The sequence below is a fragment of the Streptomyces guryensis genome (genome assembly GCF_021261325.1).
Lineage (GTDB): Bacteria > Actinomycetota > Actinomycetes > Streptomycetales > Streptomycetaceae > Streptomyces > Streptomyces guryensis.
Genome location: NZ_JAJSBI010000009.1, coordinates 173,861 through 197,963, shown reverse-complemented (window position 1 = coordinate 197,963; position 24,103 = coordinate 173,861). Strand labels below are relative to the sequence as shown.

At 71.3% G+C, this 24,103-nt stretch carries 21 protein-coding genes; 7 read left to right on the top strand and 14 right to left on the bottom strand.

The window, feature by feature from the left end; genetic code table 11:
- Nucleotides 1–192: 192 nt before the first annotated feature.
- Both LJ657_RS20000 and LJ657_RS19995 read right to left on the bottom strand, forming a co-directional pair.
- Nucleotides 193–351, bottom strand: coding sequence for a hypothetical protein (locus LJ657_RS20000; protein ID WP_232650034.1), 159 nt, complete (start codon nucleotides 349–351; stop codon nucleotides 193–195).
- A complete protein-coding gene (locus LJ657_RS19995) occupies nucleotides 338–745 on the bottom strand; it encodes an alpha/beta hydrolase (RefSeq protein ID WP_232650032.1) in 408 nt (135 codons plus the stop codon). Before LJ657_RS19995 ends, LJ657_RS20000 begins: the two co-directional genes overlap by 14 nt.
- Nucleotides 746–1,208: 463 nt before the next feature.
- Here LJ657_RS19995 and LJ657_RS19990 point away from each other — a divergent pair, with 463 nt between their 5' ends.
- Nucleotides 1,209–3,707, top strand: a complete 2,499-nt coding sequence (locus LJ657_RS19990; RefSeq protein ID WP_232650031.1) for a SpoIIE family protein phosphatase — start codon at nucleotides 1,209–1,211, stop codon at nucleotides 3,705–3,707.
- A gap of 19 nt (nucleotides 3,708–3,726) precedes the next feature.
- On the opposite strand, the gene LJ657_RS19985 is transcribed toward LJ657_RS19990, so the two are convergent.
- From LJ657_RS19985 to LJ657_RS19960, 6 genes are all read right to left on the bottom strand, one after another.
- Complete coding sequence (locus LJ657_RS19985) at nucleotides 3,727–4,887, bottom strand: substrate-binding domain-containing protein (RefSeq protein ID WP_232650030.1); 1,161 nt, start codon at nucleotides 4,885–4,887, stop codon at nucleotides 3,727–3,729.
- A gap of 56 nt (nucleotides 4,888–4,943) precedes the next feature.
- The gene (locus LJ657_RS19980; protein ID WP_232650029.1) at nucleotides 4,944–6,050 is read right to left on the bottom strand and encodes an ABC transporter permease; all 1,107 of its coding nucleotides are present in this window, start codon (nucleotides 6,048–6,050) and stop codon (nucleotides 4,944–4,946) included.
- On the bottom strand, nucleotides 6,047–7,594 hold the full coding sequence (locus LJ657_RS19975) for a sugar ABC transporter ATP-binding protein (RefSeq protein WP_232650028.1): 1,548 nt from the start codon (nucleotides 7,592–7,594) through the stop codon (nucleotides 6,047–6,049). Before LJ657_RS19975 ends, LJ657_RS19980 begins: the two co-directional genes overlap by 4 nt.
- Before the next feature lie 135 nt (nucleotides 7,595–7,729).
- Nucleotides 7,730–10,606: a SpoIIE family protein phosphatase gene (locus tag LJ657_RS19970; protein ID WP_232650027.1), complete on the bottom strand. Its 2,877-nt coding sequence runs from the start codon at nucleotides 10,604–10,606 to the stop codon at nucleotides 7,730–7,732.
- A gap of 130 nt (nucleotides 10,607–10,736) precedes the next feature.
- Nucleotides 10,737–11,705, bottom strand: a complete 969-nt coding sequence (locus tag LJ657_RS19965) for a cyclase family protein (RefSeq protein WP_232650026.1) — start codon at nucleotides 11,703–11,705, stop codon at nucleotides 10,737–10,739.
- Between the two features lie 527 nt (nucleotides 11,706–12,232).
- Entirely contained in the window at nucleotides 12,233–12,418 is a 186-nt protein-coding gene (locus LJ657_RS19960; protein ID WP_232650024.1) for a hypothetical protein, read from the bottom strand.
- 273 nt (nucleotides 12,419–12,691) lie between these two features.
- Here LJ657_RS19960 and LJ657_RS19955 point away from each other — a divergent pair, with 273 nt between their 5' ends.
- From LJ657_RS19955 to LJ657_RS19940, 4 genes are all read left to right on the top strand, one after another.
- Nucleotides 12,692–13,039 (top strand): hypothetical protein, encoded by a 348-nt coding sequence (locus LJ657_RS19955; protein ID WP_232650023.1) that lies wholly within the window; start codon nucleotides 12,692–12,694, stop codon nucleotides 13,037–13,039.
- Between the two features lie 268 nt (nucleotides 13,040–13,307).
- Complete coding sequence (locus LJ657_RS19950; protein WP_232650021.1) at nucleotides 13,308–13,616, top strand: hypothetical protein; 309 nt, start codon at nucleotides 13,308–13,310, stop codon at nucleotides 13,614–13,616.
- Between the two features lie 49 nt (nucleotides 13,617–13,665).
- Complete coding sequence (locus tag LJ657_RS19945) at nucleotides 13,666–14,925, top strand: nucleotide sugar dehydrogenase (RefSeq protein ID WP_232650020.1); 1,260 nt, start codon at nucleotides 13,666–13,668, stop codon at nucleotides 14,923–14,925.
- A gap of 204 nt (nucleotides 14,926–15,129) precedes the next feature.
- Entirely contained in the window at nucleotides 15,130–15,663 is a 534-nt protein-coding gene (locus LJ657_RS19940; protein ID WP_232650018.1) for an EF-hand domain-containing protein, read from the top strand.
- A gap of 119 nt (nucleotides 15,664–15,782) precedes the next feature.
- Here LJ657_RS19940 and LJ657_RS19935 read toward each other — a convergent pair whose 3' ends face one another.
- From LJ657_RS19935 to LJ657_RS19910, 6 genes are read right to left on the bottom strand one after another with little or no spacing between them, the layout of a single operon-like run.
- Nucleotides 15,783–16,187 carry a DUF6917 domain-containing protein gene (locus tag LJ657_RS19935; protein ID WP_232650017.1) on the bottom strand — a complete coding sequence of 135 codons (405 nt, stop codon included), beginning with the start codon at nucleotides 16,185–16,187 and terminating at the stop codon, nucleotides 15,783–15,785.
- A 26-nt stretch (nucleotides 16,188–16,213) separates the two neighbouring features.
- Nucleotides 16,214–17,164, bottom strand: coding sequence for a Gfo/Idh/MocA family protein (locus tag LJ657_RS19930; protein ID WP_232650016.1), 951 nt, complete (start codon nucleotides 17,162–17,164; stop codon nucleotides 16,214–16,216).
- Nucleotides 17,161–18,294, bottom strand: a complete 1,134-nt coding sequence (locus LJ657_RS19925) for an Ldh family oxidoreductase (protein ID WP_232650015.1) — start codon at nucleotides 18,292–18,294, stop codon at nucleotides 17,161–17,163. Before LJ657_RS19925 ends, LJ657_RS19930 begins: the two co-directional genes overlap by 4 nt.
- A complete protein-coding gene (locus tag LJ657_RS19920) occupies nucleotides 18,291–19,586 on the bottom strand; it encodes a M20/M25/M40 family metallo-hydrolase (RefSeq protein ID WP_232650014.1) in 1,296 nt (431 codons plus the stop codon). The genes LJ657_RS19925 and LJ657_RS19920 overlap by 4 nt, the downstream gene beginning before the upstream one ends.
- Nucleotides 19,583–20,488 carry a sugar phosphate isomerase/epimerase family protein gene (locus LJ657_RS19915; protein ID WP_232650013.1) on the bottom strand — a complete coding sequence of 302 codons (906 nt, stop codon included), beginning with the start codon at nucleotides 20,486–20,488 and terminating at the stop codon, nucleotides 19,583–19,585. The genes LJ657_RS19920 and LJ657_RS19915 overlap by 4 nt, the downstream gene beginning before the upstream one ends.
- 1 nt (nucleotide 20,489) lies before the next feature.
- Nucleotides 20,490–21,563, bottom strand: coding sequence for a Gfo/Idh/MocA family oxidoreductase (locus tag LJ657_RS19910; protein WP_232650012.1), 1,074 nt, complete (start codon nucleotides 21,561–21,563; stop codon nucleotides 20,490–20,492).
- A 305-nt stretch (nucleotides 21,564–21,868) separates the two neighbouring features.
- Here LJ657_RS19910 and LJ657_RS19905 point away from each other — a divergent pair, with 305 nt between their 5' ends.
- Nucleotides 21,869–22,963 carry a DegT/DnrJ/EryC1/StrS family aminotransferase gene (locus LJ657_RS19905; protein WP_232650011.1) on the top strand — a complete coding sequence of 365 codons (1,095 nt, stop codon included), beginning with the start codon at nucleotides 21,869–21,871 and terminating at the stop codon, nucleotides 22,961–22,963.
- Complete coding sequence (locus LJ657_RS19900; RefSeq protein ID WP_232650009.1) at nucleotides 22,960–24,102, top strand: DegT/DnrJ/EryC1/StrS family aminotransferase; 1,143 nt, start codon at nucleotides 22,960–22,962, stop codon at nucleotides 24,100–24,102. The genes LJ657_RS19905 and LJ657_RS19900 overlap by 4 nt, the downstream gene beginning before the upstream one ends.
- Nucleotide 24,103: the final 1 nt, after the last annotated feature.

Here is a 24,103-nt window from a genome sequence, read left to right as displayed (position 1 = left end):
CTACACATCCCGGGTCCGGTCTCCTTCACGATGGCTGGTCTTCGGTGTGCGCGCACGAGGAACACCGCCAACGAGTGAACTCGGCAACCCGCGGTGAAGCCCGCGACCGCCCACCGGCGACCTGAGTACGAGGGCGTAGCCGGGGTGACCTCCAGGGCGGCGACTTCACGGGCCCACTCAAGGGCAGGCCCGCTACGCCGGGTGGTCAGTGGCGGGTCCCCATCCCAGCCGGCCTTCGCGCTCGCCTTCGGTGATGCGGGCGAGGAGGTTGTCGCGGATGGCGAAGTCGAGGGACTCGGGATTGCCGAGGGACTCCGGATTGCCGAGGGACTCGGGATCAGGAGCTTTCATCACTGAGCAGTCCTTGCGGAATGGCAAGGGCGCCGCCGATGGAGTGGCCGGTGCTGCCGATGTCGCGGGGCTGGTCGCCCTGGGCGAACAGCCACCGGTGGGCCGTCCCGGCGTCGTCGAGCGGAGCAGGGCAGGGGCGCTCGGGGGCGAGGCGGAAGTCGACGACGAGGGAGCGGGCGCCTGCTGCCTCGGCGATGTGACCGGCGGCCTCGCGGTCGGAGTACATGGAGGCGGTGACGGAGCCGCCGAAGTGGAAGTGGAGCAGTGCCTTGTCGGGGTCGGCGCCTTCGGGGATGGCCCACAGGGCGGGTACGCCGTCTGCGTCGACCTCGGCGCAGCAGACGCCTTCCGGTTCGGTGGAGGCCTTGTGGTTGGAGTCGACGATGTCTCGCATGACGGCCAGGTCGAGACCCGGCGTGGACGACTTCGCGCTCAGTCGGCGAGGAACTCTGCGAACCCGTGTGCCTGCTGGCTGACTGCCATGGTGGCGCTCCTTGCGAGGGGACCGCGCCCCCGTGGCCAGTGCGCAGCGAGGTTGGTGTGCCGGTGATGACGCCACGCACTGATTCCAGCACTCCGCCAGGACGCGCAGCCAACGCCCGGCCCCCGAGGTGCCGGCCGCCCGGGCGGCGCGAGCACGCCCGCATCCGTGGTGAGAGGAGCTGCCGCTGGGGCGGCCGGCTCGCTCTCGCTCATGATCGGGCACCCTGGCGAAGGTTCCCCCGCTCCGTCCGGCCTGCGGGGACGAAATCGGCTCACCCATACCGGCCCGACCTCCGTCCACTGAGAGGTGCGAATGACCCTAAACTGGGAAAAGCACTCCATGGATGATCGAGGGCAGCGTGTCGGCCAACGGTATGGCATCGAGCTCATACCCGCTCAGCGCCGCGGGTTTCGGCGAAGCGCCCGAGCGCGACGACGCGTTGGTGAGGGCCGTGGTCCATGCCGTGGAGGTCACCGGAGCACATACCGGAAGCGTGTTCCTGCTCTCCGGCGACCATCGCTCGCTCGTCGTGGCCGCGTCCTGCGGGACACCGCCCTCCCTGCTCAGCGGGTGGCGTCGGATCCCGGTCAACAGCCGTATGCCGGTGGCGGAGGCGTGCCGCACCGGGCGCATGGTCCACCTGGCCGGCGCGGAGGAGACGATGCGGCGCTTCCCCCAGCTCTCGATCGCCCTGCCCTACCCGTTCGGCTCTGCATCGGTCCCGGTGCGGGCGGGCGAGCGGACCTTCGGCGCCATCGCCGTGGTGTGGACGCCCAGGCCGGACGGGACCGGACTGTCGAGGGCGCAGCGCGGGCAGTTGCGCTCCGCCGCCGACCGGCTGGGCACCGCCCTCACCGGACTGCGGGCCCGCGGCATGCTCGGTGAGTACGACGAGCGGACGGCTCCGGTGCTGGTCCCGCTGCCGTCCGCTCCGGCGATCCGGGTGGGCCTGTTCGACTGGAACCTCGACACCGGAGCCCTCACTGCCGACGACGAGCTGTGCGCGATCTTCGGGATTGCGCCCCGCGCGTTCGACGGTCGGGCGGCCACACTGGCGGCCTGCATCGAGCCGGCGGATCTGCCCGGTTTCGGGTCCGCCGCCCGCGCCGCGGTCGAGGAGGGACACCTGCTGGCGCACCACCTACGCATCCTGGACGGCCGTGGTGGACACCGCGTCGTCGAGCTGTGGGGCCGGGTACCGGAGAGCCCCGACGACTCGGAGGCCTCCTGCCACCTGGTCGGCGCCGTGCTGGACTCCGGGAGCGGCATGGCCGCCGTGGCGGCGATCGAGCGGCTCGCGGACGGTTTCTTCGCGCTCTCTCCCGACGGACGCCTCGCCTACGCCAACCACAGCCTGGAGGATCTGCTGCGGGTCCGCCAGGACGAACTGCTCGGCCGGCGCCCCTGGGACATCCTGCCTTGGCTGGCCGATCCCGTGTACGAGGACCGCTACCGGGCCGCCGCCGTCTCCCAGCAGCCGGTCTCCTTCCTGGTCCGCCGCCCCCCGGACGAGTGGCTGGTCTTCTCCCTCCACCCGGGCGCTCAGGGCATGACGGGATGGGCCTCACGTGTGCGGCAGCCCGTACCGGCCGGCACCGTACCCGGTGCACCGGTCACCGAGGAGGGGCCGCCCATCTCCTCGGCGCCTGTGCCCGCGGCCCCCCGCGTGGGTTCCCTCTACCGGGTGCTCACGCTGGGCAGCGCCCTCACCGAGGCGGCCACCGCGGACGAGGTGTTCGATGCCGTCGCCGAACAGTTGCTGCCGGCCTTCGGCGGCCAGAAGCTGGCGATCGCCGTGGTGGAGGAACAGCGCCTGCACCTGCTCGCTCAGCGCGGCTACTCGAAACGCTTTCTCGCCCGGTTCGAAGGCACCCCGCTGCACGCCCGGCTGCCCGTGACGGACGCGCTGACCGCCGGGGTCCCGCTGTTCGTCGAGTCCCGGGAGCAGCTCCGCGAGAACTACCCCGGGCTCATGGTGGGTCACACCAACTCCTGGGCGTTCCTGCCGCTGATCGCCTCGAACCAGCCGGTCGGCGCCTGCATTCTCGGCTTCGACGACATCCACCGGTTCCCCGGCGAGGAGCGCGGAGTCCTCACCGCGCTGGGCGGCCTGATCGGCCAGGCGCTGGAACGCGCCAGACTCTACGACGCCGAATTCGCCCTCGCCCGCGGCCTGCAGGACGCGCTGCTGCCGCACCGGCTGCCCACTCTGCCGGGGCTGCACGTCACCGGGCGTTATCTTCCGGGCACCAGGGGGATGGACATCGGCGGCGACTGGTACGACGTCATCCCCACCGGCGACGAAGTCGCACTGATCGTCGGGGACGTCGAGGGGCACAACGTCCCCGCCGCGGCCGCCATGGGCCAACTGCGCAGCGCCATGCGGGCATTCGTCGCCGCCGGCCACCGACCGAGCGACGTCGCCGCGGGCACCAACCGGCTCCACATGGACCTCGACCCGGTGCTCCTCGCCAGCTGCTGCTACGCCCAGTTCCATCCCCGCTCGGGGATCGTGCGCATCGTCCGCGCGGGCCATCTCCCGCCCCTGCTGCGCCTGCCCGACGGGCACACCAGGATCCTGGATGTGCCCGGCGGCCCACTGCTCGGCATCGACGCGACGGCACGCTTTCCGGAGTCGGAGCTGCGTCTGGCCCCCGGGTCGGTCCTGGCCCTCTACACGGACGGGTTGATCGAGAGGCGCGACTCGGACATCGGCTCCGACGTCGAGCGGCTGAGGGGGTCGCTGGCCCGGCTCGGCGGGGGCGGCCTGGACGATCTGGCCGACGGGCTGCTGCGGGATGCCTGCCACGCTTCCCCCGACAGGGCGGACGACATCGCGCTCCTGCTCACCGAGTACGCCCCGCCACGTTGACCAGTCCCTGCCGCCACTGTCACGTGCCCCAGATCTTCCGGTACGCCTCCCGGTATCCCGCCGGATCCCAGGTCGTGGCGCCGTGGCTGTTGTCGGCCGTGCTGATGTGGACGGGGGCCACATAGCCGCTGGCCGGCCGGCCGGAGAAGGCGCGGTTGAACTCGTCGACGATCTGCCAGCCCTGCAACGACAGCGGCTCTGGCACGGTGGCCGCCTGGTACTGCTTGCTGTTGATGCGCTGGAAGGCCGAGGGGTCGCCGTCGCCGGCGCCGATGTTGAAGGGCGGGCCGGAACCCTTCTTGCCGGCCGCGCGGAACGCCGGGGCGGCATCGGCGAAGTACAGGTCGTTGATGGCGACGGAGTGGGTCCATCTCCCCTGGAAGCGGGAGAGCAGTGAGGAGATCTCCCGGGGCGTGCGGCTGCCGGCATCCGGGATCGGGATGTTCTCGTACGCCAGCAGCTTCACCCCCGCGCAGGTGGCCAGCTCCTTCCTGATCAGGTCGGACTTGTACTTGGCGAAGGGGATCGAGGCATCGGTGAAGACCACGGCCCCGGCTGTGCCGTCGGAGCTCGAGATGACCCACTGCGCACTGACTCTGGCCACGTCCTCGACTCTGGTGGTGACGTTGGTGAAGAGCCTGGGGCGCCGGCTGGGGCCGGGGGAAGCGACCGCGTGCCAGCCGATGAGCGGGATGCCTGCCGCGTTCGCACGCGCCACCTGCTGCGAGGTCGAGCCCGGGTCGAAGCCCCCGATGACGATGCCCGAGGGTCTGACGTCCACGGCCTCGCTCATCGCCGCCTGGATGCCGGCGGGGGTGCCGCCACCGTCGATCACCCGGACGTGCCAGCCGATGACGCGCGCGGCTTTCCGCACGCTGTCCGCGGCGCCCGCGACTCCGGGATTGGTCATGGTCTGGGCGACGTAGACGATGGTCTTGCCGGTCACCGCGGTGGGGCCGCTGGTCGGTCCGTTCCAGGGGATGTCGGTCCGCTCCGCCCGGCTGACGGCGGCCTGGGCCCTGGTCTGGGCCGCGGGGCAGCCGCTCGGACCCGAGGTGGAGTGCGCCGGGCCGCTCGACGAGCCGCGTTCACAGCCGGCCAGCACGAAGACCGTGACCACCAGGGCGGTGGCAGTGGACCGCGCGTTGCGGACGGTGGGGGTGTTGCGGTTGCGGTGCACGGAAGCTCCTTGCGGAGAATGCCGCCCGGGCACTCTGGCGGTGCCCGCGGCGTGGGTCATGGAAGGCTGCCCGGCGTGCCGTCGTCCTGTGTCACGGCGGGCGAATCGCGGGCGACGACCGCGCCGGTGCGCAGTCGGCGACGAGCGGAGTAGCCGGCCAGTCCGACGGCGAGGAGGAGAGTGCCGCCGTAGAACAACGGGACCGTCCAGAAATCGCCGCCCATCTGGGCGATGCCGGTGAGGCCTACGGCGAGGACGGCGACGGCGACGAGGGTGCCCAGGGCGTTGGGGCGCCCGGGTTTGATGGCGGTGGAGCCGAGGAGGGCCCCGACGAACGCGGGCAGCAGGTAGTCGAGGCCGACGCTGGGATTGCCGATCTGCTGCTGGGCCGCGAGCAGCACTCCGTCGAAGCCGACGATCAGTCCCGACGCGGCGAAGGCGTAGACGGTGTACTTGCGGGTCGGGATGCCGACCAGGTCGGCGGCGCGCGGGTTCGACCCGACGACGTGCAGGTACCTGCCGAGCGGCAGCCGCTCCAGAACCACCCAGAGGGCGACCGCGAGCGCGAGCACGTAGAAGGCGGGAACAGGCAGGCCGAGGAACGTCGAGTCGTAGATGTCGGTGAAGGCGGCCGGGAGGCCTTGCGGACCGGGGACGATCCGGCCGCCGCCGGTGACCCATCCGGTCACCGCGTACATCATGCTGCCGGTTCCGAGCGTGGCGATGAACGAGTCGATGCGTCCGAATTCGACGACGACACCGTTGAGGACGCCCACGACACCCCCTCCGGCGATCACCGTGAGGCAGGCGAGCGGCCAGGGCCACCCGTCGCCCACGACGAGCTGCATCACCATGACGTGCGCCAGGCCGAGACCGTAGCCGATGGAGAGGTCGAACGCGCCGGTCACGATGGGGACCATCGCGGCGAGTGCGAGGACGGCCGGGATCGACTGGTTGGACAGGATCGAGTCGACGGTGTCCCGGGTGGGAAAGGTACGCGGCAGGGTGAGGGAGAAAATCAGGAAGAGCAGGGCGGTGACGGTCAGGAGGCCGTAGGCGCCGATGAGTTGCCCGCTCCGGCCGTGCAGTCGGGCCAGTCGCCTCGGTGGGCCCGAGCGACGCGGCCGGGGCGGGGGCGCAGCCGAAGAGGGGGAGCCGGTCACGGATTCGCCGCGGTTCCGGAGGAGGGCAGGGCCGAAGCCGCCCGCGTGAGCTCGGTGACCGTGAGGGCCGGGCCGGTCAGCTCGGTCGTCACGGATCCGCGGACGAAGACCAGGGCGCGCCGGCACACGCCCGCGACCTCCTCGAAGTCGCTGGAGATGAGGAGGACCGCGAGACCGGCGGCGAGCGCCTCGTCGAGCAGGCGGTGGATCGCGGCTTTGGCACCGATGTCCACGCTCGCCGTCGGTTCCTCGAGGATCAGCAGGCGCAGGGCCAGCCGCAGCCACCGGCCGATCATGACCTTCTGCTGGTTCCCCCCGGACAGGGTGGCGATGGCGGCCTCGCTGTCGTGGGGACGCACCGAGAACCGTTCGATCAGGGTGGCGGCCTCGGCGCGTTCGCGGCGGGGGCTGATCCAGCCCATGGCTGACATGCCTCCCGCCCGGGGGTTGGCCAGGAGGTTCTCCCGCACGGTCAGCTCGGCGAGGCAACCCTCCCGCTGTCTGTCACCGGGTACGAGGGCGACACCCCGTCCGACGGCGTCCGCGACCGTACGGGGATGGTACGGGCGACCGCCGAGAAGGGCCCGTCCGCCGAGGAGGGGCCGGGCGCCCGCGAGGGCTCGGGCGAGGCCGATGTGTCCGGCGCCCGTGAGGCCGACCAGGCCGAGGACTTCCCCCCGCCTGAGCTCCAGACTGACCGGTCCCGCGCCGGGCGTGCGCACCCCGTCCAGGGTCAGGACGGCCGGGCCGCCGGCCGGGGTGGTGGCGAGGCGGTGATCGGTCGGCCCCTCTCCTGTGATGGCGCGCACCAGGCGGGCAGGAGTGTGGGTCGCCGGCGAGCCGTGGCTGACCAGGCGTCCGTCGCGCAGTACGGCGAAGGTGTCGGCGACCTCGTACACCTCGTCCAGGCGATGGCTGACGTAGAGGATGCCGTGCCCCCGGTCGCGCAGGGTGTGCAGCACCCGGAACAGCCGGGTGCAGTCCGCGGCGGGCAGGCGGGCGGTCGGCTCGTCGAGGACGATGAGGCTCGCCCGTGCCGCCAGGGCTCGTGCGACGGCGACAAGCGAACGCTCGGCCGGGGCGAGGCGGGAGATCGGCGTGTCGGGGTCGAGATGTCCGGCGACGACCCGCAGGGCCTCGGTGCAGTGTTCTCGGGTGAGCCGCCAGGAGATCAGTCCGGCGCGGCGCGGATACCCGGTGCTCAGAGCGATGTTCTCGGCTACCGTCATCCACTCCACCAGGCCGAGATCCTGATGGATGAAGGACATGTGCCGGGAAGCGGCGTGACTCCCGAGCGGGTGCCCGGCCACGGTGACCTGCCCCGAGTCGGCGCGGTGGACGCCGGCGAGCACCTTGATGAGCGTGGACTTCCCGGCTCCGTTGGGACCAAGGAGGGCGAGGACGCTGCCGGCGTGGACATCGAGGTCGACCCCGGCGAGCGCGAGGGTTCCCCCGAAGCGCTTGGCAAGTCCGCGCACACGGACCAGAGGTTCCGCCCCGAAGGGCGGGACCGCATGCGCAGAGCTGTCATGGGCCTCGTGCACGGACCTCCCCGGGGTTGGACCTGTCGTGTTCTTCCCGATGCACATCAGTGACATTAGCGGCACATGTCGCATATTTTCCGACATCTGGCCGCTCTCTGTGACCCCAACGGAGCAGCGATCGCGGGAATCGGCGCCTCAGGCCCCCTCTAGCCCGCATTCGGCCCAGATGACCTTGCCCTGCTGGGTGTAGCGCGTGCCCCAGCTCCGCGTCAGCTGCGCGACGAGGAACAGGCCGCGGCCGCCCTCGTCGGTGCTGGCCGCTCGGCGCAGGTGCGGGGCGGTGTTGCTGGTGTCGGAGACCTCGCAGATCAGGGTGCGGTCGTGGAGCAGCCGTACCCGGATGGGCCCTGCGCCGTGGCGGATGGCGTTCGTGACCAGCTCGCTGAGCACCAGTTCGGCGGCGAAGGCGGCCTCGTCGAGTCCCCAGTCGGTCAGTTGCCGGGTGGCGGAGGCACGCACCTCGCTGACCAGGGCCGGATCCGCGGGCAGGTCCCAGGTGGCGATCCGCTGGGGGTCCAGGGCGTGGGTGCGGGCGACGAGCAGGGCGATGTCGTCGCAGGGATGGGCGGGTGCCACCGTGTCGAGTATCGCCTCGCAGGTCTCGTCGGGCGTGCCGTTCGCTTGGGCCAGCGTGGCGCGCAGCTGATCGAGGACCACGTCGACGTCGCGGTGACGGTCCTCGATGAGCCCGTCGGTGTAGAGGACCAGCTGGCTGTTCTCAGGGAGGTCGAGCTCGGCGGCTTCGAACGGCAGACCGCCGAGGCCGAGCGGCGGTCCGGCGGGCAGGTCGGGGAACCACACGGTGCCGTCGGGGCGGACCAGAGCGGGCGGGGGATGGCCGGCGCGGGCCATGGTGCACTGCTGTGTGGTCGGGTCGTAGATGGCGTAGAGACAGGTCGCGCCGATGATGCCTGCGTCCACGGCGCCGGGGTCCTCCCGGTCCAGGCGCCCCACGAGTTTGTCGAGGTGGGTGAGGACCTCGTCCGGGGGGAAGTCGAGTTCGGCGAAACTGCGGGCGGCCGTGCGCAGCCGCCCCATGGTGGCGGCGGAGAGCATGCCGTGGCCGACGACGTCGCCGACGAAGAGCCCGATGCGGCTGCCGGACAGGGGTATGACGTCGTACCAGTCCCCTCCCACGTCGGATTCGGCGGGCAGGTAGCGATGGGCGACCTCGACGGCGTCCTGCTCCGGCACACCGTGTGGGAGCAGGCTGCGCTGCAGGGCCAGGACCATGGCGCGTTCGCGCGTGTACCGCCGGGCGTTGTCGATGGACAGTGCGGCACGGGCGGCCAGTTCCTGGGCCAGCGACCGGTCGTCGTCCCCGAACGGTGGCGAGTCCTGCGCGCGGTAGAAGCCGGCCACGCCCAGGACTGCGCCGCGGGCGACCAGGGGCACCGCGATGAGGGAGCGGACGTGGCTCAGCAGCTGTGCGGAGTGCTCAGGGTCCTGCCCGAACCAGCCCGCGGCAGCCTTCAGATCCGGTTCCAGCACTGCCTGGCCGCTCGTCAGACACCGCGACTGCGGCATCGTCGGACCGTAGTCGACCTGCTTGCCGGCCGGGTGGAAGGGACAGTCGTCATGGATGCCGTGGACCACCGTACGGCGCAGGTCACTGCGGGGATCGGCGGACTCCTCGCCACGGAGCACGGCTTCCGGCAGGTCGATGGTGACGAAGTCGGCCAGTTGCGGCACCGCCGACTCGGCGAGCTCCCGGGCGGTACTGCGCACGTCCAGGGTGGTGCCTATGCGGACGCCGGCCTCGGACAACAATTCCAGGCGGCGGCGCGCGGCCAGGGCGTAGGTCCCCACGTGCGGCTCCCCCACCATCATGAGACCTCTCGCCGGGGGCGGGGAGTCGGAGTGCTCGTCCGCCGTTCCGTCGCCGGCCGTGACGCGCTCGACGCCCACGGCGACAGGGCCGTGCTCCGTGCCGGGAAGATACTCCGGCGGCGGGGTGACGGGGAGCTGCCCGGGCGCCCCGTCGGGAACAGCCCCGGAGAACGTGAGGGAGGTGGCGACGGCAAGCTCGGGAGGGAGGCCCAGCAGCTCGTGGACCTGATGCGGGAAGGCGAGGGGTTCGCGCGGTGAGGGACCGGGGACAACGGCCTCGATGGCGAAGCCCTCCACTCCGGAGGCACTCGTCATCGGCCGGCTCACGAGCGTGACCCGACGGCCGTCGGACAGGGGCACGTCGACACAGGCCCGCTGCGCACAGGTGATCAGCTCGGCGGCCTTCTCCATGAGGATCGCCCGGTCGCGGGGGCTCATCTCCACGGCCAGTTCCCGCACCCCTGTGCGGTGCCGAAAACCTGCGGCGGCCTCGGCTCCGCTGTCCAGGTACGCCCGCAGCAGAGCGCGCTCACGCGAGGAACTCTGCCCCAGCAGCCGCCGCTCGATGGTCTCGGCCGCCTTGCGAATCACGGTGTCCAGCGCCGGGTCCTCGGCGCTGCGCGGATAGCCGAAGCACAGGACGCCCTCGATGCGGCCGCTGAGCGGGTCGCGGACGGGAAGCGCGCGGCAGGCACTGCCCTGGGAGCGCTCGGCGAAGTGCTCGGCACCGTAGACCCGGATGGGTTGGCGCTCGGCCAGGGCGAGACCGATGCCGTTGGTACCTGCGACCTTCTCGGCGAACACGAACCCGGGAACACTCTGGATGGCCGGGAGAACTCTGGCCAGCGACGCTTCTCCGAAACGGCGCAGGAGAACCGTCCCGCTCGCATCGGCGACGGAGATGTTCATCGCGCTGCCGGCGAACGTGGCCTGCAGCCGGTCGAGCACCGGAACGGCCGCGCGGACGATCCGTCCGTCCGGTTCGAAGTCCTCCCGGAAGGGAAGGTCGGACTGGTCCGGCGACAGCCCCAGGGTCCGGCAGCGCCGCCAGGAATCCAGGATCGACGTGCGCACACCCGTCTCGACCGGCTCACCCTGCAGGAACCGCTCACGGAAACTGACGGGCCCCGTGCCGCCTGGCGCACGCCCCGCCGGTATCGGATCTTCTCCGGTCCGAACCACGCTCCGCCTCACTCGCGCCTTCGACAGTCAACTTTTCCGAAATGCCTGATATTGACGAGGATACGGGCATTGGAGGCGCGAGTCACCGTTCACAAGGCTCCTCACACACGGTGACCGGACCGGATCGGTGTCACAGGACCGCGACGGGGTTGACGGGCGAGCCGGTCCCGCCCGGGACGTTCAGCGGCGCCACGACGAGCATGAAGTCGTAGCGCCCCGCCGTCGCGGTCGCCGCGGACAGCGCTTCCAGGTCGAGGTTGTCCAGCAGTGGCATCCCCATCGCGGCCACAGCCAGGGCGTGGACCGGCGAGTGCACGCCGTCCACGGGTGAGGGCCGTACGTCACTGTCGCCGTCTCCGCCGAGCAGTGCGATGCCACGCTCGGCCAGCAGCGGCAGGGCGTCCACATGAAAGCCCGCGCTGGCCGTGTCGGGGTCCCAGGCGCCGAGTTCCTCGCGGCGCCGGACGTGTCCGGAGCGCAGCAGTACCGCGTCGCCATCGCCGATCGTCACATCGAGCGCCTTCTCCACAACGACGATGTCCTTGGCGTGCACCGCTCGCCCCGGCTCCAGCCAGTGGATCCCGAGGACGGCGGGCAGGTCGAGGAGCACTCCCCTCGTGACGAGGGACCCGAGCGTGGACACCGCGCCGAAGCGGGCGCCTGCGGCATCGACGACCTCGTGTGCTGTACGGCCGTCGTAGAGCTGCCCCCGATAGGCGATGTGGCACAGCGCGTCCAGATGGGTGATGCCCTTGCCGTGGTAGTCGGCGGCGATGAAGTCCTTGTGGGTGGAGGGTTCCGGCGCCTCCACGTCACCGAGGTCGGTCATGTGGTGCAGGGCGGGCTTGCGGTTGCCGGGGCCGGGCCGGGTGTTCCACGGCAGCGCCAGCGGGACGACCGTCCCGGTCCGTACGCACGCTGCGGCCCGCCGCACATGGTCCGCGGTGACGCGGTTCCAGACACCGCGGTCGGCCGGGGACCAGCGACCCCACGTGCGAACCGCCTCGAAGAGTGCGTCGAACTCCCGACGGGAGACGGCGGGCCCGTTCCCGACGCCGGTCGGCGCGGTATTGGCGGCATCGGCGGAACTCGGACTCATCTGTACTCACCGCTCCCGGGCTGGAACGGCTCCGACGGCAGGACGTCACCGGACGCGACACGGATCGGGCTCACGGGGTGTGCGCCCGGCTGACGCCGTGACACGGAGAAGCACCGTCCTCGTGGTCGGAAAACCAGCTTCGCACATTCACGGGTGCTCTCGGAGGGTACGGCGAGTCGAACGAGTGCGGCCCGTTCACCGAGGTGTCCGACAACGATGTGCTCGTGGGCGAGTACACGGCGAAGTGCCGTCGCGAGACACCGCGCGGTCCGGGGCAGGGCAGGACCAAAGCCGGTCTCGGCGTGGGCGGAGGTCATGATCCGCCTTGGCCGTGGCAACCGGATGCAGAAGCGGGCGAGATTCAATCCCAACTGCCGACACTGCTGCCGTGGCGTTACCGTCAGGGCGCCGCCAGGTCCGTGGTCGAACCAGCCCGCTTGCCAACCCGCGCCGCTTGCTGTTTCGGGCGGAACGCGCCTGGCCGTGAGGAACGGGCCACGTCAGGGGGCGACGGGCTTACGACGGTTTCAGCCCGCCGAAACACCTCTGTGCTCTCTGGTGCGTTCGGCCAGCGTCATCTCGTCGCAGATGAGGGCGGCGAAGACAAGAGAACGCGAGCCGTTGAGGCCAGCTTCGATCTGGTCCCGGATAGTCTCGCCGGCCTTGCCGCAAGTGCCGGTCCAGCCGTCCCGCACGAGTTGGGTGAATGTCATACGGGCCTCTTGGTGTGAACCCTTCCTTTCGCCCCACCATGGAAATTCCGCGAGGTGGGGTCGAGTGCGCGAGCCACGCCGACAGGAGGGCACCCTCTCAACAGGCCCGTTCACTCACACGTGTACACCACCTGCCGTCGGCGCATCCTTCTCCGGCAGGCGGACAGACTCCAGACGCCGAAGCGCGGCAGCCGCCTCCTCCCGAGGAACACCACACGACTTGACTGTTCCGCTCCCATCTCATGGCCGCCAGAAGGGGAAGCATCTGTGCCCATGACCGTCGATCACCTGCCCGAGGCCACCAGGTTCGGTGATCCGCCGGCGGACGTCCTTGTGGCCGAACTGCTCGACTCCGGCCAGATCTCTCACGTCAACGGCTCTTTCCGCGCCATTCGTAGGCTCTCCACGCGGCATCCCCAACTGCCGCCCTGGCTGGAGGAGTTCCCGCGCGAGGCCGTGGCGCCGCCGCCCGGCTGGACGGCCGAGGACGTCCGGGGGGTGGAGTCGTTCTTCTCGCACCACCACAGCACCGATCCAGGAGTGAACCCGCAGCGAGGACGGCGCCTTCATGGCCAGGCACGGATAAGCCGACCTGCATCTCCCGTTCCGCCGTCGACCTGACCACCAGGCAGGCCGCGAACATCGCCGCCCTCGTCTCGGTGGCCACCGTTCCAGCCGGGAGCCCCGCGAGAACGGTCACCGTGGCGTTCAACGCGGTACTGCGCTGTGCCATGACGCACGATCAGGACGACCATTCACGGATGCACGAAAAACTCACCGACGGACGATGACGATATTCGCGCGGGGACTTCGGAACTCAACCGCCCTTCTCCCTGAAAAGAATGACCGAAGAACAAGAATGACCGAAGAATTCCAGTGGAGGCCGTTTATGCGTGGTGCCCGGACCTTTCTGCTCGCTGTGGCCTGTGCGCTCCTCGCGGGGACCGCAGCCCCCGGTACAGCCACGGCGGCGGAACCGGACGAGGTCGTCGTCTTCGCGACGGAACTGGCGCCGCTGACCGTTTACCCGGAACCACACGGCTGTCACAAGCTTCCGGTGGCCGCACACGTGCTGACGAATCGCACCGACCGGCCGGTCACGGTGTACGGCGACCCCTTCTGTCTGACGCCCGGTCTCATCGTGCAGCCGGGCTTCGGGGCGCATGTGCCGCCCGGCAGCGGCAGCTTCTCGGCCTGAACCACCGTTTCTTTCGCCCTCCCACGCACACCCAGGAGAACTGCTGCACATGACCGTCGACCTTGTCGTCATGGGGCTTGGCCATGTCGGGTTACCGCTCGCCCGAGCCGCAGTCTCGGCCGGCCTGGCCACCGCCGGGTACGACGTGTCCGGCACCGTGGTGTCCGGTCTCGCCGAGGGCCGCTCGCACGTCGGTGGCGTCTGTGACTCCGAGGTCGCGGCCATGCTGGACGCAGGCTTCCGCGCCACGGCCGACCCCGCGGTCCTCGACGGCGCACAGACCGTGGTGATCTGTGTTCCGACCGGGCTCACGCCGGAGGGCTTACCCGACTTGTCCGCGGTGCAGGACGCCTCGAGAGTCGTCGCTGCCCGGCTGCGCACCGGCATGCTCGTCGTCCTGGAGTCCACCAGCTACCCAGGCACCACAGAGGATGTCGTGAGACCGCTGCTGGAGCACGGCAGTGGACTGCGGGCGGGCGAGGACTTCCATCTCGCGTATTCTCCGCAGCGCATCGACCCCGGCAACGAGATCTGGGACGTTCGCAACACCCCGAAGGTCGTGAGCGGTTGCACCGCTCTGTGCGCGAAGTACGCCACCGCGTTCTACGGGCGGTTCGTGGACCACCTCGTCCTCGCCCGGGGCACGCGGGAGGCGGAGATGGCCAAACTCCTCGAGAACACCTACCGCTACGTCAATATCGCCCTGGTCGACGAGGTGGCACTGTTCTGCCACCAGGCCGGCATCGACGTCTGGGACGTTCTGCACTGCGCGGCGTCGAAGCCGTTCGGCTTCGCCCCTTTCAGTCCCGGTCCCGGCGTCGGCGGGCACTGCATCCCCGTCGACCCCCGCTATCTGGCCGCGCGGGCCGAGTCCCAGGGTTTCCCCTTCCGCATGTTGGCAGCTGCACACGAGGTCCTCACCCACATGCCGAGGCATGTCGTGGACCGGGCCCTGTCCCTGCTCACCGAGAACCGCGGCCGGCCCGAGGGCGCACGTGCCCTCCTCCTGGGCGTCACCTACAAGGCCGATGTCGCCGACGTCCGTGAGTCACCGGCACGCCCCGTGGCCGCGGGGCTGCTCGCCACGGGGGTCGACGTCTTCTACCACGATCCCTACGCGGCCGACTTCAGCGTGGACGATCGGTCCCTGCCGCGCGCCACGGATCTGCGGGAGGCCCTGGGTGAGGCGGATGTGGCGATCCTGCTGCAGCATCACGCCTGCTACGCCAGGGAAACGCTGGGCAGAGCCCGTTGCGCCGTGCTGGACACGCGCGGCAAGGCCGCAGGCAGCAGAGTGACGCTTCTCTGACAGCCCCGCCGCGTCTCCGGGACTGGCTGCGGCCCCTTTCGCCGCCCCAGCCGACGCCTCGCCTCGCCGACTGCGGTCGGCACCTTCCTGCCGGCGTCCCGCCGGCCCCACAGACCCGCGCAGGGGCAGCGCCCTGCGCGGTTGCGGCCCTTACCAGGGGCCGCAGTCCGTCAAATCTCCGAGACGAACCGAGAAGGAGACCACATGAGCACTGCTGTCGCCAACGACCGTCTGGTGAAGCGCTTCGAGAAGTGGGACACCGACGGCAACGGTGTGCTGGAACCCAGCGACTTCCAGGGTGAGGCAGCCCGGATCGCCCAGAACCTGGGGAGGAAGGCCGACTCCGCGGAGGTTCGGGAACTCCTGAACGCGTTCCAGGGACTCTACGAGAACCTGGCCCAGAAGGCCGGAGTCCCCGCCGGGAGCGGCATCAGCCGGGAGCAGTTCCTCAACGCCACGGGAGACATGCTGTTCAAGGAGGGCGAGGCGAGCTTCAACCGCGCCCTCTCCCCCATCGTGAAGGCGCTGATCCGCCTGTGCGACGACAACCACGACGGCGAGATCGACCAGTTGGAGTTCCGTGCCTGGCTGACCGGCGTCGGCGTACCGGACTCCCGGGCCGGTGACATGTTCGAGCAGATCGACGCCAACGGAGACGGCCGCCTGTCCGAGGAGGAACTGCTGGGGGCGCTCCGCGACTTCCACTTCGGCCGGCTGGACGTCGAGCTTCTCGGCTGACCTGCCGGACCCAGGCCCGGTGATCCCCCTGAGTATCCGCTCAGGGGGATCACCCCATGAAGCCGCATGAAGCCGCATGAGCCCCAATGAACCCCATGAAGGGGGCCTGGACGAAGGCGTCAGTCCTTCGGCCCCAGGCCCCCTTCATCCGGGCCCTGGACGAAGGTGACACGGGCCTCGGGCCGCAGCCGCAGGTCCCGGCCACTGACCGGACTGGCTGTGTGGATCAGGATGTTGTAGTGGTTCGGAAGGTGGCAGGCGTCGAAGCCGAGGACCGTGCCGACCGGCGTGCCGTCGATGCTCACCAGGTCACCACGGTCGATCACGCCGCCGCACACCAGTTCCGCGAAGCCGAGGAAGCCCACCCGGTCGATCCGGGCGCCGGGGCGCGGGTCCCATTGGTCGGTGCTGACGAGTTCGTGCACCTCGTCCCGCCGTACGCAGCGCGCCGCGTGTTCCTCCAACCGCATCCCCCGGTCCGTGCGGTGATGCGTGAGCACTTTGACCAGGCTTGCGCGCACCACACGTTTCGGGCCGTCCTCCGCCGGGTTCACCGGTCCGCCTCCGCCGGCGGCGCACAGGACGCGGGCCGGGCGCAGCGGTAGGCCGCCTCGACCAACTCCAGTGCGGGCAGGCCGCCGTGCGCTCCCGACCCGACCGGGGCGCACCGGCCGGCGAGGGAGGCGAACTCGGTGAGGATCGCCTCGTACTCGTGCCACAGCGACGCCTTGAAGCCGGGGTGGCCGGCCAGCATGTCGGCGTGCAGGACCTCCCCGTCGGCCAGTTCGGCCTCGACGTCCTTGCGTTCTCCCGGGTACGACCAGTCCAGTTCCACCGTTGCGGTGGCGCCGGTGGGGCTGCTGAGGCGGATCACTGCCTGCCGGTCGACGCCGGAGCCGTCGCGGTGGATCTCGCAGCCGGTGACGGTGACGTCGCCGAGCAGCATCCGCACCAGGTCAAGGGCGTTCGGGCCGTTGTCGGCCACACAGCCGCCGCCGCAGCGGGCGGGGTCGAGGTACCAGTCCTCGCCGCCGAGGTGTTCCTCGATGCGTTCCAGGTAGCGCACGCGAACCGCGACGATCTTCCGGCCTGCCGTCTGGTGCGCCAGCGCGCGGACGGCCGTGTTGTAGCGGCGATGGAAGGCCGTCAGCAGAGGGACGCCGCAACGCCGCGCGAGATCCACCAGCAGGCGTCCCTCGGCGGCGGTGAGGGCGAGGGGTTTTTCGACGCACACGGGAACACCGGCGGCCAGCGCCTCTCGGCAGACCGGGAGGTGCACGTGGTTGGGTACGGCCACGACCAGGGCGTCCGGCCGTGCCTGGGTCAGCAGTGTCCTGTGGTCGCGGAAGCGGGCCGCCCGGCCCCGGTACTGCTCCAGGGCCTGGTCGCGCGTGTCGCACACGGCCGACAGCTCCCAGCCGGGCAGTCGTTCGGCGGCGGCCAGGTAGTAGGGGGAGATGGCGCCGAGGCCGACGACGCCCAGCCGCAGGGGCCGGGTCATCGCGGGTTCCCGGAGCCAGGACCGACGGGGAGGCCCAGGTCCGCCAGTTCCCGGTACAGGTGCTCCGGCAGCGGGATGCCGTCCCGGCGGCGCTCGGCGGCGAGTTCGGCCTCCCGCCACCCCGGGTAACGCACCGGTGCTCCGCCGGGCACCGGCGGGCAGTCGACGAGCGCGCCGAACAGGGACCGGGTCGAGCCGACGACGTCCGTGCCCGGACTCAGCACCTCCGGGGCGATCGCGAGGAGGAAGAAGCCGATGCCGTCGTCCCGTCCGTGCGGCCGCCCGTCCCCTTCCAGAGCGGCGGGCGAGGGTCCCACGGCCGCCCCGGACACCACCGCGGCCAGCAGTTCCACCGCGATACCGAGTCCGTAGCCCTTGTGGACGCCGGTCTCGGCCGTACCGCCCAGCCAGCGCAGGAACGCCTCGCCGCGGTCGAAGGCGGACGGGTCGGTCACCGGGTTGCCCGCCGCGTCCTCGAGCCAGCCGGCGGGCACCGGAGCGCCCCGGCGGGCGGCCACGCGGACCCGTCCGGTCGGCGCGACGGTGGTGCTCATGTCCAGCAGGAAGGGGTGGCCGTCGAGAGCGGGGGCGGCGACGCTCAACGGGTTGGTGCCGAGCATGGCCACCGCGCCTCCCGGCGGGCGTGCGATGCGCTGGCCGCCGCAATTGCTCGCGACGACGCCGATCATCCCGGCGTGCGCGGCGCGGACGGCGTGGAAGCCGGCGCACCCGAGATGGGTGGCGCCGCGCACGGACACCAGGCCGACGCCATGCCGGCGGGCCCGGGCGACGGCATCGTCCATGGCTTCGGCCGCGGCCCACAGGCCCAGGGCGCGGCGGGCGTCGACGACCGCGCAGGCGCCCAGGTCGGTGACGGTCCGCGGTTCGGCACGGGGGTCGCAGCGCCCCGACTCCAGCAGCGGCAGGTAGAGCCGGGTGAGGTTGAACACTCCGTGCGAGTCGAGGCCGGCAAGGTCACCGTGGCACAGGGCGTCGGCGGCGAGCCGGGCCCTGGGTGCCGGAATGCCGTGGCCGGTGAACAGGCCGGTCAGCGCGGCATGCAGCTCGGCGTGGCCGACAAGGACGGATGCGTGGTCGGACGTTGCCGAGGAGGCAGTGGACACCGTCATACGCGGTTCCTTACGGGAGGGGCGGGTCGGTGGTCTTCAGCGAAGAGGGTGACGAGGCGGTGGACGACGCCCGCGAAGTCCTCCAGGTCGGCGAGGTCGACGAACTCCCCGGGCGCGTGGGCGTGGTTGACGGCGAGGTCACCGGGGCCGAGCACGGTGGTGAAGGCGTCGTCCAGACCGGCGGCCCAGATGGCGTCGCAGGTGAAACCGGGATCGCCGTCCGCCGGCCGGGCTCCCGCGCGGGCCAGGAGCGCCTCGGCCCAGGGGTCGCGGTTGTCCAGCGCGGGCAGTCCATCCTTGTCCCAGCCGAGCAGGGTGATGCGTGCCGCGTCCCGTGCCGTGCGGGCGAACTCCCGGGTGGAGGCGAAGAGTTCGCTGAAGCCGCGCAGACCGTCGGTGACGTGCCGGGTCACAGCGGCCTTGAGGTGACTGCCGTCCGCGGTGGTGCCGTAGGACAGGTTCACCAGCAGGGTGCCGGTGCCGTGGACGCGGTTGTGCGTGCGGCCGGTGTGCAGTCCGGCCAGGCACACCCGTGTGCCGGGTACGGCCCCGTCCAGGCGGGCGGCGAGGTGCTGGGCGAGGAAGCCGAGCAGCACGGTGGCGTTGTGTCCGGCGTCCGGATGGTCGTCCACGGCGTCCTCACCGGTGACGGTGATCCGGGCGGTCATGGAGGCGGTCGCCCGGGGCAGCGCGCGCAGACCGGTCGGCTCGCAGAACACGTTGAGGCGTCCGTGATGGCCGGCTTCCAGCAGGGGGCGGGTGCCGTAGGTGCCCAGGGCGCCGCCTTCCTCCCCGGCGACGGCCTGGAGCAGGACGGTGACGTCCCGTCCGACGGCGGGGTGGGTCGCGGCGGCCCGCAGCCCCGCGAGCAGGGCGACGGCGGGTCCCTTGGCGTCGACGGCCCCCCGGCCGGTGAACCTGCTTCCGTCGAAGGCGGGCTGGACGTGTCCGGCGACGGTGTCCAGATGGACGTTGAACATCACCGTGTCCACGCGGGGACGCTCGGGGCCCAGCCGCAGCAGCAGGCTGGGCTGGTCCACAAGGAAGCGCGGATCGCGCGCGGCGGCCCGGACGGTGGACGGAACCCCGGGCCGGTCCAGACATGCGGCGGGCGCAGCCGTGAGCCGTACGGTGCGCAACCCCGCGTCGGCGGCGGCTGCCGCGTACTGGTCGAGGAGGTCGGGCAGTCGGGACGGCGGGTCGTCGGGCCCGGCCTCCAGAGGGTTGACGCTGGGCAGGCGCAGGAGGTCCAGCAGCAGCTTCTGGTACTGGTCGGTGAACAGTACGGTCACGCCGTACCGTCCGGGTGGGCGGGTGCCGCCTCCACGGTCCGCAGCAGCCGGGTGAGCGCCTGTCCGGCCCGTACGAACAGGGCACCGGCGTCTTCACCGGCCCGGACCAGGCCGTCGTGGGGGCGCACGGCGAGGTGTGGTTCGAGGGAGAGGGCGCCGGTGTAGCCGTGGGAGGCCAGGATCCGCAGGCATGCGGCCACCTCGGCACCGCCCTCACCGGGCAGGGTGTAGGCGGTGGTGCCGTCCGGGGTGCGGACGGCGTCCTTGATGTGGACGTGGGCCACGTAGGGGGCGAGGTCCTCAAGCATGTCCGGCGCGCGGTAGCCGTACGGAACGCCGTTGCCGGTGTCGAACAGCAGGCGCAGGGCCGGGTTGCCGACGCCACGCAGCAGTCGGAGCGCTCGGTCGGCCCGGTCCCCGGCCCAGCCCGCGCAGTTCTCGTGCACCAGCACCAGGCCCGCCCGCTCGGCGCGGTCCGCCAGGACGGCGGTGCGGGCGAGGACGCGGTCGGCCCACTCGGTCTCCGTCAGGCCGTCGTTGGGGTACGACATGATCCGTACGAGACGGCAGCCCAGGGCGGCGCACCGCTCGGCCAGGACGTCCAGTTCGGCGAGGTCCACGGCGAGGTCACCGGTGACGGGACGGGACCAGTTGCCGATCCTGGAGGCCACGGCGATCACCGTGACGCCGGCGTCCGCCAGCCGCCGGGTCAGGGTGTTGAAGGCGGCCGCGGAGAGATCGGCGAGTGCGGTGCCGTCGACCGTGCGCAGTTCGATGGCGTTCCAGCCCAGCTGCCGCAGGGCGGCCAGCTGGCCGTCGGTACCGGGCGCGGCCTCGTCGCCGATCCCGGCCAGGGGCCCGAATCCTGCGGCGCGGTGCCGGGCGGTCCCGAGTCGGGGCATCTCAGCGGCTCCCGGTGCGGGCGGATGTCGCGGTGGCGCGGTGTTCCCGGGCCGCGCACAGCAGGCGGGCGGTCTGGCAGGCGAGCGAGAAGCCGGCGTCCGGCGCTCCGGAGAGAAAGCCGCGATAGGCGCCTTCCAGGAAGTCGGTCAGGGCGTCGTCCCGGAAGACCTGGTGGCCGGGCCCGGGCCCGCCGTCCGTGGCGGGGGCTCCGGTCGGCGCCGCGGGCGCATCGCCGCCGACGGGGGTGATGACGAGCTGGGCGTGGTCGTCGTCCTCGCTGAGGGGGAAGTGGCCTGTGGCCGTCCCGCCGTCGAACTCGCATACGACGCTGCGCTGTCGCACGGGTGCACCCAGGTCGGAGCGCAGCAGCGTGGACACCCGGGTGCTGTGCTCCAGTTCCAGGTGGGCACCGCCCATACGGGGCAGCTCCCGGTCTTCGCAGCGCAGGTCCCAGCAGTGCGCGGCGCGCAGTTCGGCGGGGCCGGCCAGGTCGAGGACCAGAGCCAGGGAGTGGGGGATCTCCACGTCGAGGGCGCTCTGGTGCCCGTCGGTGGTCAGGGACCGCAGGAAGCGCGGCTTGTGCTGGTCCACGGTGATGCGGCGCAGCGGGCCGAGCCGGCCGCCGCGGACGAGCCGGCGCAGCCGGTCCGCGAGCCGGGAGCCGGTCCAGTGGGCCATGGCCACCAGGGCGAGGCCCGCCTCGTCGCGGAGCCGGATCAGGGCGTCCAGTTCGTCGCGGGACGCGGCCAGGGGTTTCTCCACGATCATCCGGCGAAACCCGTGCCCGGCGAGTGCCTCGATCAGGGCGTGTCTCGACCGGGGCGGCGTGCACACGTGCACCACCGCGGTGGCGGGGTCCACGTGGTCCAGGGCCTGATCCAGCGTGGTGACGACGGTCACCTCTCCGGGGGTGGACGAGAGCCGCAGAACGCCGGCGCGCGGGTCGCATCCGATCGCGGGCAGGGCGACCAGTGGATCGCCCGTGCTCCCGGTCCGCCCGGCCAGCCGGGCCAGCGTTTTCAAGTGCAGTCCGGATCCGGACCGGCCGAGCCCGACCACGAGGGGCTGCAGCACATGGGCCTCCTAGTCCGTGCGCCAACTCCGTTGCGACGCAGGACTATTGCCGCCCCGCCGGGATTGGGTCAAGACATTCGGAATGCCTTTACTCACAACGTGTGAAGATGCCCCTTTCCCATTCTCCGCGGCCGACGAGTCCGATTAGCGTTGATATTCAGCATGACTCAACAGGGTGTACGACTCCACGGGGCGGGAGACGAAATTTGAGCGAATTATCGGTCACAGAAGGAACGGCGCAGGCGGTTCCCTTCTTTTCCCAGGCCAAAACCTTCGAACTGCTGTGGCCTTCCATCGAAAAGTCATTGGAGGAGGTTTTCCACTGCGGTAAGTTCTCTCACGGAAAACAGGTCGGACAGCTCGAGTCGGCGCTCGCGGAATACACCGGCGCACGGTACGTCGTCGGAGTCAATAGCGGCACCGACGCACTCGTGCTGCTGCTGCGCGCCTGTGGGCTGCGTCCCGGTGATGGCGTCCTGGTCCCCGCCTACTCGTTCTTCGCCACCGCGTCGGCCGTCGTTCTGGCAGGCGGCCGGCCCCAGTTCGTGGACATCGCCCCGGAGACCTACGCGATGGATCCGGCGGCCCTGGAGGCAGCCGTCACTCCCCGCAGCCGGTTCGTGATGCCGGTGCATCTGTTCCACACCATGGCCGACCTGGAGGCCGTCACCGAAGTCGCACGGCGGCATGGTCTGACGGTGGTCGAGGACAGCGCCGAGGCGATCGGCATGCGCCGACGCGGTGTGCACGCGGGCCTGCACGGCGCCGGAGGGGTGCTGTCCTTCTTCCCCTCCAAGACGCTCGGGGCGCTCGGGGACGCGGGAGCCGTGCTCACCGACGACGGGGAGGTGGCGGACACCGTCGCGGCCCTGCGCCACCACGGCAGGACCGGCCGCACGCTGAACGACTTTCCGGCGATCTCGACCGACAGCGCATGGCCGGGCGTGAACAGCAAGATGGACGACATCCAGGCGGCCGTCCTGCTCGCCAAACTACCCCTCCTGGAGAAGCAGATCGCGTACCGGGCCGGCCTGGCGGACGCCTACACCGCCCGCCTGCGGGACGTGCCGGGCATCAGGCGCCTGCCGCGCGTCACCGCCGAGGGTCCGGGCGCCCGCGACGTGTTCTACGTCTACCTCATCGAGACCGAGGACCGGGACGCCCTCGTCGTCCATCTCGACCGGCACGGTATCGGCACCGAGGTCTACTACCCGCTGCCGCTGCCCCACCAGCCCGCCTTCGCCCACCTGTGCCACCGGACGGGCGAGTTCCCCCATGCCGAGGCGGCGGCCGGGCATGCCGTGGCCCTGCCGCTCCACCCCGATCTCAGCCCCGGCGATTTGGACCGCGTGTGTGACACCGTCCGCTCCTTCCGCGCCGAAGGGAGGGCGACCGTATGACCGTGTCGCTCCCTCCTGCCGTCCCGTTCTTCCCGCCCGCCCTCTTCGAAGCCGACCGCGCCGCGCTCATCGGCCTGGTCCGGGAGGTGGGCCTGGACCCGGAGCAGCGGTTCATCCTGGGCCGGCGCACCGCGGCGTTCGAGGATCTGCTGCGCGAGGACCTGGGAGCGGCGGACGTGGTCGCGTGTTCCAGCGGCACTTCGGCGCTCTCACTGGTGCTGCGGGCTCTGCACGTCGGTCCCGGTGACGAGGTGATCGTGCCCGCGTTCGGGTGCGCGCCGCTGGCCGCCTCGGTGGTCGGCACCGGAGCCACCCCGGTCTTCGCCGACATCCGGCCGGACACCATGACCATGGACCCGGACCATGCCGAGCGACTCGTCACCGCGCGGACCAAGGCGGTGATGCCGGCCCACATGTTCTCCGTGATGGCTGACATGCCGAGGTTCGTCGAGCTGGCCCGTCGGCACGGACTGCGTCTGGTGGAGGACTCGGCGGTCGCCCAGGGTGGCGTCCTGCGCGGTGTTCCGGCCGGACTGTGGGGCGAGGCGGGCGTCTACTCCTTCGTCCAGGTCAAGACCTGCGGCATGCCCGGCGAAGGCGGCGTGGTGGTCACCCGGGACGCGGAGCTGGGCGAGAAGGTACGGATGCTGCGCAACCACGGCCAGGTGGCCGGGCAGCGCTTCGTGCACCACGCCGTCGGGCTCAACAGCCGCTTCGACGAGATCCAGGCCGCGTTCCAGACGCACCGCTACCGCGGCTTCCCCAAGCGGCTGGCGCGGCGGGCGGAGATCGCCGCCTACTACACCGAGCGCTTCACGCCGCTGGCCGACCGCGGTGTGGTCCCGCCCCCGCCCGACCAGGACGGCCGGTGCTTCTACGTCTACACGGTGCTCGCCTCCGACCGGGACTCCCTCGGCGTCCACCTGGCCGAGCGGGGGGTGGCCACGCACGTCTACTACCCGCACCCCCTGCCCGCGCACCATGCCTTCGTCCCCTACGCGCCACCCGGTGCCCGCTGGCCGCGGGCAGAACAGGCCGCCCGCCGTCATCTCGCGCTGCCGGTACACCACTTGCTGAGCGACGCGCAGGTCGAACACGTCGCCGACCTGGTGTGCACGTTCGTCACCGAGCACTCCTGAC

Bases quoted from the DNA above. Each gene is read 5' to 3' on its own strand.
- LJ657_RS20000 (WP_232650034.1), bottom strand. From the start codon at position 351: ATGAAAGCTCCTGATCCCGAGTCCCTCGGCAATCCGGAGTCCCTCGGC.
- LJ657_RS19995 (WP_232650032.1), bottom strand. From the start codon at position 745: ATGCGAGACATCGTCGACTCCAACCACAAGGCCTCCACCGAACCGGAA.
- LJ657_RS19990 (WP_232650031.1), top strand. From the start codon at position 1,209: ATGGCATCGAGCTCATACCCGCTCAGCGCCGCGGGTTTCGGCGAAGCG.
- LJ657_RS19965 (WP_232650026.1), bottom strand. From the start codon at position 11,705: ATGAGTCCGAGTTCCGCCGATGCCGCCAATACCGCGCCGACCGGCGTC.
- LJ657_RS19960 (WP_232650024.1), bottom strand. From the start codon at position 12,418: ATGACATTCACCCAACTCGTGCGGGACGGCTGGACCGGCACTTGCGGC.
- LJ657_RS19955 (WP_232650023.1), top strand. From the start codon at position 12,692: ATGACCGTCGATCACCTGCCCGAGGCCACCAGGTTCGGTGATCCGCCG.
- LJ657_RS19950 (WP_232650021.1), top strand. From the start codon at position 13,308: ATGCGTGGTGCCCGGACCTTTCTGCTCGCTGTGGCCTGTGCGCTCCTC.
- LJ657_RS19945 (WP_232650020.1), top strand. From the start codon at position 13,666: ATGACCGTCGACCTTGTCGTCATGGGGCTTGGCCATGTCGGGTTACCG.
- LJ657_RS19940 (WP_232650018.1), top strand. From the start codon at position 15,130: ATGAGCACTGCTGTCGCCAACGACCGTCTGGTGAAGCGCTTCGAGAAG.
- LJ657_RS19930 (WP_232650016.1), bottom strand. From the start codon at position 17,164: ATGACCCGGCCCCTGCGGCTGGGCGTCGTCGGCCTCGGCGCCATCTCC.
- LJ657_RS19925 (WP_232650015.1), bottom strand. From the start codon at position 18,294: ATGACGGTGTCCACTGCCTCCTCGGCAACGTCCGACCACGCATCCGTC.
- LJ657_RS19915 (WP_232650013.1), bottom strand. From the start codon at position 20,488: ATGCCCCGACTCGGGACCGCCCGGCACCGCGCCGCAGGATTCGGGCCC.
- LJ657_RS19900 (WP_232650009.1), top strand. From the start codon at position 22,960: ATGACCGTGTCGCTCCCTCCTGCCGTCCCGTTCTTCCCGCCCGCCCTC.